Source organism: Streptomyces sp. NPDC102462 (genome assembly GCF_044765425.1).
GTDB lineage: Bacteria > Actinomycetota > Actinomycetes > Streptomycetales > Streptomycetaceae > Streptomyces.
In genome coordinates this window covers 64,340-78,303 of sequence record NZ_JBIWKB010000034.1, presented here as the reverse complement: position 1 = coordinate 78,303, position 13,964 = coordinate 64,340, and the positions used below count along the sequence as shown (strand labels likewise).

Here is a 13,964-nt window from a genome sequence, read left to right as displayed (position 1 = left end):
CCGCCCGCGCTTTCTCCTATCGTCATCCGAATGCGCCAGTACTCACCGGACCTGACCCCGCCGTGGAAGAAGCCCCGGCCCGTCCCCGAGGTCCCGGCCGATCCCGGCCTGGTGGTGGAGGAGCCCGGCAGTGGCTTCTGCGGCGCGGTGATCCGCTGCGAGGCGGGCACGGTCACCCTGGAGGACCGCTTCGGCAAGCACCGTGTCTTCCCGCTGGAGCCGGGCGGCTTCCTGCTGGAGGGCAGGACGGTCACGCTGGTGCGCCCCTCGGCGGCTCCGGTACGGCCCACCCGCACGGCGTCCGGTTCGGTCGCCGTACCCGGCGCACGCGCGCGCGTGGCCCGCGCCGGGCGGATCTACGTCGAGGGCAGGCACGACGCGGAACTGGTCGAGAAGGTGTGGGGCGACGATCTGCGCATCGAGGGCGTCGTCGTGGAGTACCTGGAAGGCGTGGACGACCTGCCGGCCATCGTCGCCTCGTTCGCGCCGGGTCCGGACGCGCGGCTCGGCGTCCTGGTGGACCATCTGGTCCCCGGCACCAAGGAGTGGCGCATCGCCGAGTCGGTGACCGGCGAGCACGCGCTGGTCGTCGGCCACCCCTACATCGACATCTGGGAGGCGGTCAAGCCGTCGTCCCTGGGCATCGCGGGATGGCCGAAAGTACCGCACGGCCAGGACTGGAAGACGGGCGTGTGCCGGGCGCTCGGCTGGCCGGACAACACGGGCGCGGCGTGGCAGGGGATCCTGTCCCGCGTACGGTCCTACAAGGACCTGGAGCCGGAACTCCTGGGCCGGGTGGAAGAACTGATCGACTTCGTCACGGTCGCCGGTGACGTCTGACGGGGGCCTCCATGTCCGCCGGGATCAGTCCACCAGGTCCCGTACCACCGCGTCCGCCAGCAGTCGCCCCCGCAGTGTGAGCACCGCGTGCCCCGCCTCGTACGGCTCCCGTTCCAGCAGTCCGTCCGTGAGCGCCCGGCGCGAGGCCGCGAGGCCCGCCTCCCGCAGGAGTTCCAGGGGTACGCCCTGCCGCAGCCGCAGTTCCAGCAGGATCCGCTCCACACGGCGGTCCTCTTCGGACAGGATCTCCCGCCCGGCGCCGGGCGTGCGGCCCGCGGCCAGGGCCGCCGCGTACGCCCCCGGATGCTTCACGTTCCACCAGCGCACCCCGCCCACGTGGGAGTGCGCGCCGGGGCCCGCGCCCCACCAGTCGGCGCCGCGCCAGTACAGCTCGTTGTGCAGGCAGCGGCCGGCGGCCGACGTGGCCCAGTTGGACACCTCGTACCAGTCGAAACCCGCCGCGGCCAGGGTCTCCTCCGCGATCAGATAGCGGTCCGCGTGGACGTCGTCGTCGGTCATCGGGATCTCGCCGCGGCGGATGCGGCGGGCGAGTTGTGTGCCCTCCTCGACGATCAGGGCGTACGCACTGATGTGGTCGGGGCCCGCGCCGAGCGCCGCGTCGAGCGATGCCCGCCAGTCGTCGTCCGACTCCCCCGGCGTGCCGTAGATCAGGTCCAGGTTCACATGCTCGAAGCCAGCCGCCCGCGCCTCCGCGACGCACGCCTCCGGGCGGCCCGGGGTGTGGGTGCGGTCGAGGATCTTCAGCACGTGCCGGCGGGCGCTCTGCATGCCGAAGGAGATCCGGTTGAAGCCGCCCTCCCGCAGGGTGGCGAGATAGGCCGGGTCGACGGACTCGGGGTTTGCCTCCGTCGTGATCTCCGCGTCCGCGGCGAGCCCGAACTCGGTGCGGATCGCGCCCAGCATCCGCACCAGGTCGTCGGCGGCCAGCAGGGTCGGCGTGCCGCCGCCGACGAAGACCGTGCGCACCTCGCGCGGGTCGTCGCCGAGCACCTTGCGGGCCAGGCGGATCTCGTCCACCAGGGTGTCCGCGTAGTTCTCCCGGGAGGCGAGCACTCCGCCCGTGCCGCGCAGTTCGGTGGCGGTGTAGGTGTTGAAGTCGCAGTATCCGCAGCGGGTCGCGCAGTACGGGACGTGCAGGTAGAACCCGAGGGGCCGGCTTGCGGCCCCCAGGAGCGCGGACGCGGGCAACGCGCCGTCACCGGGCACGGGCTCACCATCGGGAAGAGCGGAAGGCATACCCCCATTCTCCAGCACCCCACCACCACACCCCCGCGCCCACCCCCACGCACCCCGCAGGTCGGGGGTGATTCCCTGTCGGCCGGCCGCGCCGTAGACCCGTTCGGGCCGGTCGCCGCGGGCTGGTCGGTCATTCCGTCTGGAGTACCAGTAAGGCGAGGTCGTCTTCCGGGGGCTGGTCTCCGAAGTCGTGCACCAGCCTTCTGATGCGCTCCGCGATCAGCTCCGCGCTCAGCCCGGCGCAGTCGGCCAGCGCCCGCGCGAGCCCGTCGCCGTCGTCGAGCTGGCGGGAGCCGCAGCGGCGCTCGGTCACGCCGTCGGTGACGCACAGCAGGCTGTCGCCCGGCCGCAGCTCGATGGTGTCGCTGGTGTACGTGGCGTCCTCGATGACACCGAGCAGGGTCTGCGGCTGCGCCGCCGTACGGACGTCGCCGTCGGGCCGCAGGACCAGCGGCAGCGGATGACCGGCCGAGGCGAGGGTGCAGCGGATGCCCCCCTCGAAGGGGACCAGTTCGCCGTAGAGGAGGGACAGGAATCGGTTCTGCGGGCCGTCACCGGGGCCCGCGGGACGGGCACCGGCCGCGACCAGCGCGCGAGCCGCCGCGTCCGCGGCCTCCGTCGCGTCGTCCAGCAGGAGCTGGTTGAGCCGGTCGAGGACGTCGGCGACCCGGTAACCCTCGCGGGCCAGCAGCCGCAGCCAGGGGCGGGCCAGACCGATCACCACGGCGGCCTCGGGGCCCTTGCCCTGCACGTCGCCGACCGCGAAGCACCAGCGGCCGTCACCGGCCGGGAACAGGTCGTAGAAGTCGCCGCTGGGCCCGCCCTGGTCGCACGGCTCGTAGACGAGCGCGCTGCGCATCCCCGGGATCTCGGCGACCGCGCCGGGCAGCAGCCCGCGCTGCAGGACGGCGCTGATGGTGGCCTGCCGCGCGTACTGGCGGGCCGCGCCGATGGCGAGGGCCACCCGGCGGGCCAGGTCCTCGACGAGTCCGGTGATCTCGTCGGGGAAACGGTCGAGGCCGGACCGCCCGATGACCAGGGTGCCCAGCGGCCGGCCGCCCGCGATCAGCCGGTAGGCGAGCGCCGCGCCCTCGCCGCCCCGCGGTCCGAGGGCATCGGCGGGCCACGGGTAGGGCTCGGGCCCGGAGCGCAGGCCCTCCCGGGGGCGTGGCGGCTCCTTCTCCAGCCTGCGGCGCAGTTCCTCGATGTGGTTCTCGCTGGCGTGCCAGACGCGGGACAGCCGCGGTCCGGCCAGGCCCGTGCCGTCCGCCCAGCCGCCGCGGGCGGTGGCCTCGTCCTCCAGCCACACCGCGCACCAGTCGGCGAGCCGGGGCACGATCAGCTGCCCGGTGAGCGCGGCGACCAGACCCTCGTCGAGCTGCCCGGCGAGCAGGTCGGACGCCTCGGCCAGGAAGGACAGCGCGCCGCGGCCGAGCCAGTCGCGGCCCCGCCCGCTCCGGTGGGGCTCGGGCGCGAGGACCTCGGCGACGGCCAGTTCGCGTACTTCGGTGTACGTCTCGAACCCGTCGGGCGCCGGACCGTCCTGTGCGTAGAGCCGCGCCCATACCGTCTTGCCGCCCCTGCGGTAGGTGACCCCCCAGGACTCGGCGAGCGTGGCGACGAGGCGCAGTCCGCGCCCGTACTCCGGGACCTCGTACGGCGATTCGGCCACGCTGTCGCGCGGCGCGCGCGAGGGGTGGTGGTCGCCGACCTCGACGACGACGGCGCCGTCGTCCTCCAGCCGGCAGACCAGTTCCACCGCGGTGCCCGCGTGGACGACGGCGTTGGTGACGAGTTCACTGACCACGATCATCACGTCGTCGGCGAGCCGCGCACAGGTCATGCGGCCGAGTTCGGCCCACTCGGCGAGCGCGCTGCCCACCAGCGCCCGGGCGGCGCTGGGCGCGAGAGGGCTGCCGGGCAGGGTCGCGCGCGACCGGGTGCGCAGGTCCGCGCCCCCCTGCGCGCCTTCGTGCGCGGGCGCGATCGGATGCGCGGACGGCGCGAAGCCATGGGAAACGGTCTCCCATTGCATCGGTATGGCCCCCATTGCCAGCTCCCCGAGCGGTTCGGTCGGTCAGGCCTCGGGCAGTCCTCAGCCGTTGCGGACAGGGTGACAGACGGATCGCGTCCATATGCACCGAGTTACCGAACTGGCCCGCCTTGCGGGAGAACCGTGCTACTGATGCGACGGGTGTGCTCGAAGTCGGACAGAAACGGCCACAACCGTGAAGGGGGCGGGACGCCGAGCGTCCCGCCCCCTTCGCGGGCCGGTGCCGCGCTCCCCGCGCGCGGGGGCCGGCGCAGGAGCTATGCCTCGCGCGTGCCGTCGTACATCTCGTCGATCAGGTGCTTGTACTCCCGTTCCACCACGGGCCGCTTCAGCTTCAGGCTCGGCGTGATCTCACCGTGCTCGACATCCAGGTCGCGGGGCAGCAGCCGGAACTTCTTGATGGTCTGCCACCGCTGCAGCCCCTCGTTCAGCTCCTTGACGTACCCGTCGATGAGGGCGACCGTCGCGGGCGCGGCCACGACATCGGCGTACGACCTGTCCGCCAGGCCGTTCTCCTTCGCCCACTCCAGGATGGCGGCCTCGTCGAGCGCGATGAGCGCGGTGCAGAAGTTCCGGTCGGCGCCGTGCACGAGGATGTTGGAGACGTACGGGCACACCGCCTTGAACTGGCCCTCGACCTCGGCGGGCGCGATGTACTTGCCGCCGGACGTCTTGATCAGGTCCTTCTTGCGGTCGGTGATGCGCAGATAGCCGTCGGGGGACAGCTCGCCGATGTCGCCCGTGTGGAACCAGCCGTCGGGCTCCAGCACCTCGGCGGTCTTCTCGGGCAGCTTGTGGTAGCCCTGCATGATGCCGGGTCCGCGCAGCAGGATCTCGCCGTCCTCCGCGATGCGCACCTCCGTGCCGGGCAGCGGCTTGCCGACCGTGCCGGTGCGGTAGGCCTCGCCGGGGTTGACGAAGGAGGCCGCGGAGGACTCGGTGAGGCCGTAGCCCTCCAGGATGTGGATGCCGGCGCCGGCGAAGAAGTAGCCGATCTCCGGCGCGAGCGCGGCCGAACCGGAGACACAGGCACGCAGCCTGCCGCCGAATGCCTCGCGGATCTTGGCGTAGACGAGCGCGTCGGCGACCTTGTGCCTGGCGGACAGGCCGAACGGCGCCCCGGCGGTGCCGGTGCGCCGGAAGGTGTCCTGGCTGGCCTTGGCGTACTCCCGGGCGACCTGGGCCGCCCACTGGAAGATCCGGTACTTGGCGGCGCCGCCGGCGCGCGCCTTGGCCGCCACGCCGTTGTAGACCTTCTCGAAGATGCGCGGCACGGCGGCCATGTACGTCGGCTGCACGACCGGCAGATTCTCGATGATCTTGTCGACGCGGCCGTCCACCGCGGTGACATGACCGACCTCGATCTGGCCGGAGATGAGCACCTTGCCGAAGACGTGCGCCAGCGGCAGCCACAGGTACTGCACGTCCTCGGCGCCGATCAGCCCGGTCGCGGCGATCGCCTTCGCCATGTACGACCAGTTGTCGTGCGGCAGCCGCACGCCCTTGGGGCGGCCGGTGGTGCCGGAGGTGTAGATGAGGGTGGCCAGCTGGTCGCTGGTGATCGCCGCCACCCGCTCCCTGACCAGCTCGGGGTTCTTCTCCAGACGATCGGCGCCGCGCTGCTCCAGTTCGGCCAGGGTGAGCACCCCGTCGCCGGTCTCGACGCCGGCCGCGTCCAGCACCACCACATGGGTGAGGTGGGGCAGTTCGGCGCGCTTCTCCTCCACCTTGGCGAGCTGGTCGGCGTCCTCGGCGATCAGGACCCGGCTCTCGGAGTCGGCGAGGATGAACGCCGACTCGTCGGCGTTGGTCTGCGGATAGACGGTCGTGGTGGCGGCGCCGGCACACAGGATGCCGAGGTCGGCGAGGATCCACTCGACCCGGGTCGAGGAGGCGAGCGCGACCCGCTCCTCGGGTTCGATGCCCAGCTCGATGAGGCCGGCGGCGATCGCGTAGACCCGTTCGGCCGCCTGCGCCCAGCTCAGCGACTTCCAGTCGTCCGGGCCCTGGCCGGCGGCGGGCACCGGGTAGCGGTAGGCCTCGGCGTCCGGTGTGGCCGCGACGCGCTCCAGGAACAGGTTCGCCACGGAGGGCGGACGGTTCTCGATCAGTGTCTGTGTGTCGCTCACGACATCCTCCGGGGCCCGCGACGGTGCGGCTGGCTCAGTGCGGCTGGGTGCACCCGCGGGCCGCGCGTCCGGGTCGCCGCCCGGCGTTGTTTAACCCGCGAGTAACTATCGAGCAGAGATCAGGGTAGAGCCCGGCCCGCCGACGCGTAAGGGGCCGCGGCCTGTCACTTCCTACAGAGAGCGACCTTACGCACGCGTAGGGGCCCGCCGCACTTTCACACGACGGACCCCCGTTGGTCCCGGTTTGCCGGCGGACCCGGCCGTTACTTCTTGCCCTTGCCCGACCCCGCGCTGTCATCGCTGGACAGCACGGCGATGAACGCCTCCTGCGGAACCTCCACGGAACCCACCATCTTCATCCGCTTCTTGCCTTCCTTCTGCTTCTCCAGCAGCTTCCGCTTGCGGGAGATGTCACCGCCGTAGCACTTGGCGAGGACGTCCTTGCGGATGGCGCGGATGGTCTCGCGGGCGATGACCCGGGAGCCGATGGCCGCCTGCACCGGCACCTCGAAGTTCTGCCGCGGGATCAGCTCCTTGAGCTTGGCGACCAGCCGCACCCCGTACGCGTACGCCTGGTCCTTGTGGGTGATCGCCGAGAAGGCGTCGACCTTGTCGCCGTGCAGCAGGATGTCGACCTTCACCAGGGAACTGCTCTGCTCGCCGGTGGGCTCGTAGTCGAGCGAGGCGTAGCCGCGGGTCTTGGACTTCAGCTGGTCGAAGAAGTCGAAGACGATCTCCGCGAGCGGCAGCGTGTAGCGGATCTCGACGCGGTCCTCGGACAGGTAGTCCATGCCGAGCAGGGTGCCGCGCCGGGTCTGGCACAGCTCCATGATCGCGCCGATGAACTCGGTGGGCGCGAGGATCGTGGCCCGCACGACCGGCTCGTACACCTCCTCGATCTTGCCCTCGGGGAACTCGCTCGGGTTGGTCACGAGATGCTCGACCCCGTCCTCCATGATCACGCGGTAGACCACGTTCGGGGCGGTGGCGATCAGATCGAGGCCGAACTCGCGCTCCAGGCGCTCCCGGATCACGTCGAGGTGCAGCAGGCCCAGGAAGCCGACGCGGAAGCCGAAGCCGAGGGCGGCGGAGGTCTCCGGCTCGTAGACCAGCGCGGCGTCGTTGAGCTGCAGCTTGTCCAGGGCCTCGCGCAGGTCGGGATAGTCGGAGCCGTCCAGCGGATAAAGGCCCGAGAAGACCATCGGCTTCGGGTCCTTGTAGCCGCCCAGCGCCTCGGTGGCGCCCTTGGACTGGCTGGTGATCGTGTCACCGACCTTGGACTGGCGGACGTCCTTCACACCGGTGATGAGATAGCCCACCTCGCCCACGCCGAGCCCGTCGGCCGGCAGCATCTCGGGCGAGTTGACGCCGATCTCCAGCAGCTCGTGGGTGGCGCCGGTGGACATCATCCGGATCCGCTCACGCTTGTTGAGCTGACCGTCGATGACCCGGACGTAGGTCACGACACCGCGGTAGGAGTCGTAGACCGAGTCGAAGATCATGGCGCGGGCGGGAGCGTTCTCGACGCCGACCGGGGCCGGGATCTCGGCGACCACCTTGTCCAGCAGCGCCTCCACGCCGAGGCCGGTCTTCGCGGAGACCTTCAGCACGTCGCCGGGCTCGCAGCCGACCAGGTTGGCCAGTTCCTCGGAGAACTTCTCGGGCTGCGCGGCCGGCAGGTCGATCTTGTTCAGCACCGGGATGATCGTGAGGTCGTTCTCCATCGCCAGATACAGGTTGGCGAGGGTCTGCGCCTCGATGCCCTGGGCGGCGTCCACGAGGAGGATGGTCCCCTCGCAGGCGGCGAGCGACCGCGAGACCTCGTACGTGAAGTCGACGTGCCCAGGGGTGTCGATCATGTTGAGGATGTGCGTGTTGCCCGGGTCGTGGCTCGGAGCCCACGGCAGACGCACCGCCTGGGACTTGATCGTGATGCCACGCTCACGCTCGATGTCCATGCGGTCGAGATACTGAGCACGCATCTGCCGCTGCTCGACCACGCCGGTCAGCTGGAGCATCCGGTCGGCGAGCGTGGACTTGCCGTGGTCGATGTGCGCGATGATGCAGAAGTTGCGGATCAGAGCCGGGGCGGTACGGCTCGGCTCGGGCACATTGTTAGGGGTCGCGGGCACGCAGGGTCCTGTCTCTTGAGGCGCCTTATGCCTCGGGTCGGATCGATACGTAGCCTCCATGGTCCCACGGGCGGGGACCGTGCACGGGTTTGGGCTGGCCGCGGGGCCGCTGGTACCGTGAGTGGCTGTGCCTCATGCCCGCTCGGCGCGGGGCACGTCTCAAGAGATCATCGGTACGGGACCCGTTGGGGGCCCGTACCAGAACCTGAAAAGGCTCCTTCGTGGCGAACATCAAGTCCCAGATCAAGCGGATCAAGACCAACGAGAAGGCCCGGCTGCGCAACAAGGCCGTCAAGTCCTCCCTGAAGACCGCGATCCGCAAGGCCCGCGAGGCCGCTGCCGCGGGTGACGTCGAGAAGGCCAACGAGTACCAGCGCGCCGCCGCGCGCCAGCTCGACAAGGCCGTCTCCAAGGGCGTCATCCACAAGAACCAGGCCGCCAACAAGAAGTCGGCCCTGGCCACCAAGGTCGCGTCCATCAAGGGCTGAGTCAGCCCCGACTTGACCGCCGGAAGGACCAAGAGCGGGCCCTCTCTCATCCGCCCCCGACCGGCACCCGGAGTTCCGTACGCGGCCTGCGTTCGCCACGCGGGTACGGACTCAAGCTGCTCGATCCGTGGGCCCCGCCGCCCCGCCCTTCCCCAGGGCCGGACGGCGGGGCCTCCGGCTGTCCGGGGTGGGCCAGGCGCTCCGCCGGATGTGCCGCGCTGTGCCGTCGGTCGTCTGCGGCACCGTCGTGGCTGGGCGGGCCCGCGCGGCGGAGCCGCATATCGATACAGCCCCGCGCCCCTTCGGGGCGCTGTCGAACCGCAAGGGACTGCTCAGCCGCGGCCTCTTGAGCGTGCCGCTCGGGCGATGGTCACCACCGCTTTCTCCAACGCGTACTCGGGATCATCCCCGCCTCCCTTCACTCCGGCGTCCGCCTCGGCCACCGCCCGCAGGGCCGCCGCCACTCCGTCGGGCGTCCACCCGCGCATCTGCTGCCGCACCCGGTCGATCTTCCACGGCGGCATCCCCAGCTCCCGGGCGAGGTCGGCGGGCCGCCCGCCCCGCGCCGACGACAGCTTTCCGATCGCCCGCACGCCCTGCGCCAGCGCGCTGGTGATCAGCACCGGAGCCACCCCGGTCGCCAGCGACCAGCGCAGCGCCTCCAGCGCCTCCGCCGTACGCCCCTCGACGGCCCGGTCCGCCACCGTGAAGCTCGACGCCTCGGCCCGGCCCGTGTAGTACCGCCCGACGACGGCCTCGTCGATCGTCCCCTCGACGTCCGCGACCAACTGCGCCGCCGCGGACGCCAGCTCCCGCAGATCGCTGCCGATCGCGTCGACCAGCGCCTGGCATGCCTCGGGCGTCGCCGACCGCCCGAGGGTGCGGAACTCGCCCCGCACGAAGGCGAGTCGGTCCGCCGGCTTGGTCATCTTCGGGCAGGCCACCTCCCGCGCCCCCGCCTTGCGCGCGGCGTCGAGCAGCCCCTTGCCCTTGGCTCCGCCCGCGTGCAGCAGCACGAGCGTGATCTCCTCGGCCGGCGCCCCCAGATACGCCTTCACGTCCTTGATGGTGTCGGCCGAAAGATCCTGCGCGTTGCGTACGACCACGACCTTGCGCTCCGCGAAGAGCGACGGGCTGGTCAGCTCGGCGAGCGTGCCGGGCTGTAGCTGGTCCGGTGTCAGGTCACGTACGTCCGTGTCGGCGTCGGCGGCCCGGGCGGCGGCCACCACCTCCCGCACGGCACGGTCGAGCAGGAGGTCCTCCTGGCCCACGGCAAGCGTCACCGGGGCGAGAGGGTCGTCTTGAGCGGTCTTTCTGGCCATCGCACCAAGCATCGCACGCACCACTGACAACGCGGACGCAGAGCAACTCCGGAGGCGCCAGGCACCGAAGCCGGGGGCATGGGTGACGATGCCGGGGCATGAGCGGCGGGGCCGGGGGTCTGGGCGGCGGGTGTCGGGAGCCGTCGGGGGTGACACCGCTGGTCGGTGTCAAGAGGCGGTGGGTAGGTGGTAGCGGTGTCAGGGGGTGGGTGTCGTGGGTCGGTGAGGGTTGTCGTCGCGTCGCGTGCGGCAAGCCCTGGGGGCTACGGTTCCTCGCGCCAGCCGTCCCACTGTGCCGCGAGCGTGTCCAGTTCCTTCGGGTCCAGCCGGTTCTCCGCGTCCCGCAGGACGACGAGCCACTGCGCGTCCTCGGCGTCGTCCTCGCCGGCCAGCGCGTCCCGTACCAGCTGAGGCTCCTCCGCGACGCCGAACCGTTCCGCGAGCGCCTGCGCCACCTCCCGCGCGGCATCGCGGTCGGGCAGCACCAGCACATGTCTCACATCGCTCACGGAGCCATTGTCCGGCAGCCCGGCCCCGCCGGAGCACCGGGGCGGGCGTCAGCTCTTGGGCACGAGCTGCACATCCAGGTCGATCTTGATGCTGGGCCCGACCACGGCGATCCCGCGCGCCAGCATCGTCTGCCAGCTCACGGTGAAGTCGTCCCGGTGCAGCTCCGTCGTGGCCCGGCAGGCGGCCCGCACCTCGCCCTCCATCCCGTTGCCGAGCCCGAGGTATTCGGTGTCGAGGGTGACCGTACGCGTCACCCCGTGCAGCGACAGCGCGCCGGTGACGGCCCATCGGCTGCCACCCCGGTGCACGCACCGCTCGCTGTAGAACTCCAGCGTCGGAAAGCGCTGCACGTCGAGGAAGTCCGCCGAGCGCAGATGGTCGTCGCGCATCCGCACGTTCGTGTCGATGGACGCCGCGTCGATCACCACGTGCATCGCGGACTGCTCCACCGGATCGGCGACCCGTACCGCCCCGGCGAAGGTGTTGAACCGCCCGTGGATCCGGGCCAGTCCGATGTGCCGCGCGGTGAAGGCGATCGAGGAATGCGTCGGTTCGATCTCCCAGTCGCCCGGCGCCGGCAGGTCAGGTCCCGGGGCGACCTGGAGCGTCACATCGCCCAGCGAGGCCAGCGAGTTCTCGCCGACCAGCGTGGTCGCCCGGTAGGGCGCATAGCCCTCCGCGGAGACCGCGAGCCGGTACTCGCCGGCCGGCACCGTCGTCACGAACGACCCGTAGGGGTCCGTTCCGCCGGTGACCACCGTGCGTCCCATGGCGTCGCTGACCGCGAACTCCGCGTGGGCGACCGGTTCGTGGACCGGGTCGAGCACGCGGCAGCTGAGCACTCCCGCGTCGGGTGGGGTCTTGACCGCCGCGAGCGGGCTCGCCCGGTACACCCGGTTGGTTCGGTTTCCCAGCCAGCGGCCGAACATCTACGACACCTCTGTGCGCCTCGACATCGAACAGTTGCCGAAGATGCATTCGATCACTGATGCGGCTTTCGAGGCAACACGCGCCCACATCGCGGGAATCCAGCACATGTGATGGGACTGCGTACGACTGGCATCAACTGACCGCCTGTGAACCGAATTAGCCAAGCAGGTTCCCATTTCGCACAGTCAACGCACAGGCAAACTCCCCTCGCTCTGCGTGGGTCTGGCGACCAGACAGGACCGTACGAAATCCTGGACGACCGGGTCGGTGTCGTCGGCGGTGGCCCAGGCGACGGCGACCCGGCTGGGACTGACGCCGCTGACCGGGCGGTAGACGATGCCCGGGCGGGCGTAGTAGCGGGCGGCGGACTCCGGGGCGAGGGCGATGCCGTAGCCGTTGGCGATCGCGCTGAGCCAGTCGTCGGGCCGGTCGGTGACGGCGCCGATGCGGACCGAGTGGCCCTCGCGTTCGTCGGCGGCCAGCCAGTAGTCACGCCAGGCACCGGATTCCGGCGGTGCCGCCACGAACGGCTCGTCCCACAGGTCCCGGAAGGGGATCAGATCGCGCCCGCCGAGGGGGTGTCCCGCGGGCAGCGCGACCCAGCGCGGCTCGCTGAAGAGCACCGCCAGCCGCAGGCCGTCCTGCCCGGGGAAGGGCAGCCGCAGCAGGGCGACGTCCGTGTCGCCGTCGGCGAGCCCCGCGGTCGGGTCCGACCAGGCGGCCTGTCGCATGTCGGCCCGCCAGCCCGGCCGGCGGCGGGCGAACTCCGCGACGATGCGCTGGGTCGCCTCGTTGGCCGCGCTGGCCATGAAGCCGACCCGCAGCACACGGGCCGCCCGATCGGCCGTGCCCTTGGTCTCCCGCAGCAGCCGGTCCCAGTCGGCCAGCAGCGCCGGAGCGCGCGCCGCGAGGGTGCGGCCCGGCGCGGTGAGGCTCATCCCGGCCCGGGACCGGGTGAACAGCCGTACCCCGAGCCGGGTCTCCAACTGCTTGATCTGCTTGGTCAGCGCCGGCTGGGAGAGGAACAGGCGCTCCGCGGCACGCGTCAGGCTCCCCGTGTCCGCCACGGCGACGAAGGAGCGCAGCAGCCGGGTGTCCACATCCATTCTTTCAGGTTATAGATGCAGGTATTGGACGCCAAACCGGAGATCTACAAGGCTGGTCGTGGCAAGCGGGCAGGGCCTCGGGCCGCCGGCCTCCACGCCGTCGGCGCCCCCGCCCACCCTCACGATGCGCTCGGCCTGCAGGGGAGGCGTACATGTCCACCGCCTATGTGATCGTCACCGTCGTCGCGATCGCGGCCAACGCCGGGATCGCCGTCGCGGACCTCCTGAGGGCCGGGTTCGTCCTCGCCAACTCGGCCGAGGTGGGTCTGCCGCGCTCCTGGCTCCCGTGGCTCGCCACGGCCAAGGCCGCCGGGGCGGCCGGACTGCTGCTCGGGCTTCTCGGCGCCCGGCCCCTCGGCGTGGCCGCCGCGGTGGGACTCGTGCTGTTCTTCGTCGGCGCCGTCGCCGCACACGTCCGCCTGCGCGTCTACCACAACATCGCCTTCCCCCTCGGCTATCTCGCCCTCGCCACCACCACCCTCGCCCTCACTGTCGGCCACTAGCGCCCGAGGACCACGCCTCCCGGGCATCGGCGCTCGCCGGATTCGTCAGGATCGCGCTCGCGACGACGTCGAAGAGGCGATCGGCGCGTGGCGCGAGCGCGGGCTGATCACCGAGCCACGCGAGCATGGCGACCAGCGCGAACAGATCGGCGCCGTCGATATCGCTCCGCGCCACACCCGCCGCCTGGGCCCGGGCGAGGAGCCGCGCACCGGCTGCGCGCAGGGTGACGCACGAAGCGTGGAGCGCGGATTCGGGGTCCTCGATGGCGGCCGCCATCAGCACGGTCACGCCGCGGTACTCGGTTGTCCAGGCGACGCAGTCCCGCAGCCACGCGACGAGAGCGTCTTCGGGCGTGCTCGACGTTTCGAGTTCGGCCGCCTTCGCCGTCAGCCCGTCGAAGTTCGTACGGAGCAGGGCGTCGAGCAGCGCCTCGCGCGTCGGGAAGTGACGGAACAGCGTCGCGAGCCCCACGCCGGCCCTGCGTGCGATGTCCCGCAGGGAGGTGTCGGCGCCCTCCTCGGCGATGACGGCGCCCGCAACGGCGAGCAGGTGGTCGTGGTTCTTCCTGGCGTCGGCCCGCATCTGTCCCTCTCGGCTGTCCGGCTTCACTGACCGGCTTGACTGTCCGGATCAGTGATCCGTATTCTCGGATCACTGATCCGGATAATTTGGATCACTGATCCGTTAAGCGTA

Annotated in this window: 12 protein-coding genes; 3 read left to right on the top strand and 9 right to left on the bottom strand. The window is 71.3% G+C overall.

Annotation, left to right across the window (positions count from 1 at the left end):
• The first annotated feature begins 30 nt into the window (after positions 1-30).
• Complete coding sequence (locus tag ACIRFL_RS26880) at positions 31-840, top strand: DUF3097 domain-containing protein (protein WP_404033283.1); 810 nt, start codon at positions 31-33, stop codon at positions 838-840.
• A gap of 24 nt (positions 841-864) precedes the next feature.
• On the opposite strand, the gene hemW is transcribed toward ACIRFL_RS26880, so the two are convergent.
• The 4 genes from hemW to lepA all read right to left on the bottom strand — a co-directional run bounded on the left by hemW (position 865) and on the right by lepA (position 8,411).
• Positions 865-2,097, bottom strand: a complete 1,233-nt coding sequence (gene hemW, locus ACIRFL_RS26875) for a radical SAM family heme chaperone HemW (protein ID WP_404033281.1) — start codon at positions 2,095-2,097, stop codon at positions 865-867.
• Between the two features lie 130 nt (positions 2,098-2,227).
• The gene (locus ACIRFL_RS26870; RefSeq protein WP_404033278.1) at positions 2,228-4,147 is read right to left on the bottom strand and encodes a SpoIIE family protein phosphatase; all 1,920 of its coding nucleotides are present in this window, start codon (positions 4,145-4,147) and stop codon (positions 2,228-2,230) included.
• A 260-nt stretch (positions 4,148-4,407) separates the two neighbouring features.
• On the bottom strand, positions 4,408-6,279 hold the full coding sequence (locus ACIRFL_RS26865) for an AMP-dependent synthetase/ligase (RefSeq protein ID WP_404033275.1): 1,872 nt from the start codon (positions 6,277-6,279) through the stop codon (positions 4,408-4,410).
• Positions 6,280-6,542: 263 nt separating this feature from the next.
• Positions 6,543-8,411, bottom strand: coding sequence for a translation elongation factor 4 (gene lepA / locus ACIRFL_RS26860; RefSeq protein ID WP_404033272.1), 1,869 nt, complete (start codon positions 8,409-8,411; stop codon positions 6,543-6,545).
• Between the two features lie 221 nt (positions 8,412-8,632).
• Here lepA and rpsT point away from each other — a divergent pair, with 221 nt between their 5' ends.
• Positions 8,633-8,899 (top strand): 30S ribosomal protein S20, encoded by a 267-nt coding sequence (rpsT, locus tag ACIRFL_RS26855; protein ID WP_404033269.1) that lies wholly within the window; start codon positions 8,633-8,635, stop codon positions 8,897-8,899.
• Between the two features lie 332 nt (positions 8,900-9,231).
• Here rpsT and holA read toward each other — a convergent pair whose 3' ends face one another.
• The 4 genes from holA to ACIRFL_RS26835 all read right to left on the bottom strand — a co-directional run bounded on the left by holA (position 9,232) and on the right by ACIRFL_RS26835 (position 12,767).
• Positions 9,232-10,221: a DNA polymerase III subunit delta gene (gene holA / locus ACIRFL_RS26850; protein WP_404033266.1), complete on the bottom strand. Its 990-nt coding sequence runs from the start codon at positions 10,219-10,221 to the stop codon at positions 9,232-9,234.
• Between the two features lie 263 nt (positions 10,222-10,484).
• Positions 10,485-10,730, bottom strand: coding sequence for a hypothetical protein (locus ACIRFL_RS26845; RefSeq protein WP_404033263.1), 246 nt, complete (start codon positions 10,728-10,730; stop codon positions 10,485-10,487).
• 48 nt (positions 10,731-10,778) lie between these two features.
• Positions 10,779-11,660, bottom strand: coding sequence for a YceI family protein (locus ACIRFL_RS26840; RefSeq protein WP_404033260.1), 882 nt, complete (start codon positions 11,658-11,660; stop codon positions 10,779-10,781).
• Positions 11,661-11,846: 186 nt separating this feature from the next.
• On the bottom strand, positions 11,847-12,767 hold the full coding sequence (locus ACIRFL_RS26835) for a LysR family transcriptional regulator (RefSeq protein WP_404033257.1): 921 nt from the start codon (positions 12,765-12,767) through the stop codon (positions 11,847-11,849).
• 152 nt (positions 12,768-12,919) lie between these two features.
• On the opposite strand from ACIRFL_RS26835, the gene ACIRFL_RS26830 reads away from it, so the two are divergent.
• On the top strand, positions 12,920-13,270 hold the full coding sequence (locus tag ACIRFL_RS26830) for a DoxX family protein (RefSeq protein WP_404033255.1): 351 nt from the start codon (positions 12,920-12,922) through the stop codon (positions 13,268-13,270).
• Here ACIRFL_RS26830 and ACIRFL_RS26825 read toward each other — a convergent pair.
• Positions 13,254-13,853, bottom strand: coding sequence for a TetR/AcrR family transcriptional regulator (locus ACIRFL_RS26825; RefSeq protein WP_404033252.1), 600 nt, complete (start codon positions 13,851-13,853; stop codon positions 13,254-13,256). The two genes, ACIRFL_RS26830 and ACIRFL_RS26825, sit on opposite strands and share 17 nt — an antisense overlap.
• Positions 13,854-13,964 lie beyond the last annotated feature (111 nt).

Coding starts and splice junctions, on each gene's coding strand:
- ACIRFL_RS26880 (WP_404033283.1), top strand. CDS start 31: ATGCGCCAGTACTCACCGGACCTGACCCCGCCGTGGAAGAAGCCCCGG.
- hemW (WP_404033281.1), bottom strand. CDS start 2,097: ATGCCTTCCGCTCTTCCCGATGGTGAGCCCGTGCCCGGTGACGGCGCG.
- ACIRFL_RS26870 (WP_404033278.1), bottom strand. CDS start 4,147: ATGGGGGCCATACCGATGCAATGGGAGACCGTTTCCCATGGCTTCGCG.
- holA (WP_404033266.1), bottom strand. CDS start 10,221: ATGGCCAGAAAGACCGCTCAAGACGACCCTCTCGCCCCGGTGACGCTT.
- ACIRFL_RS26840 (WP_404033260.1), bottom strand. CDS start 11,660: ATGTTCGGCCGCTGGCTGGGAAACCGAACCAACCGGGTGTACCGGGCG.
- ACIRFL_RS26835 (WP_404033257.1), bottom strand. CDS start 12,767: ATGGATGTGGACACCCGGCTGCTGCGCTCCTTCGTCGCCGTGGCGGAC.
- ACIRFL_RS26830 (WP_404033255.1), top strand. CDS start 12,920: ATGTCCACCGCCTATGTGATCGTCACCGTCGTCGCGATCGCGGCCAAC.
- ACIRFL_RS26825 (WP_404033252.1), bottom strand. CDS start 13,853: ATGCGGGCCGACGCCAGGAAGAACCACGACCACCTGCTCGCCGTTGCG.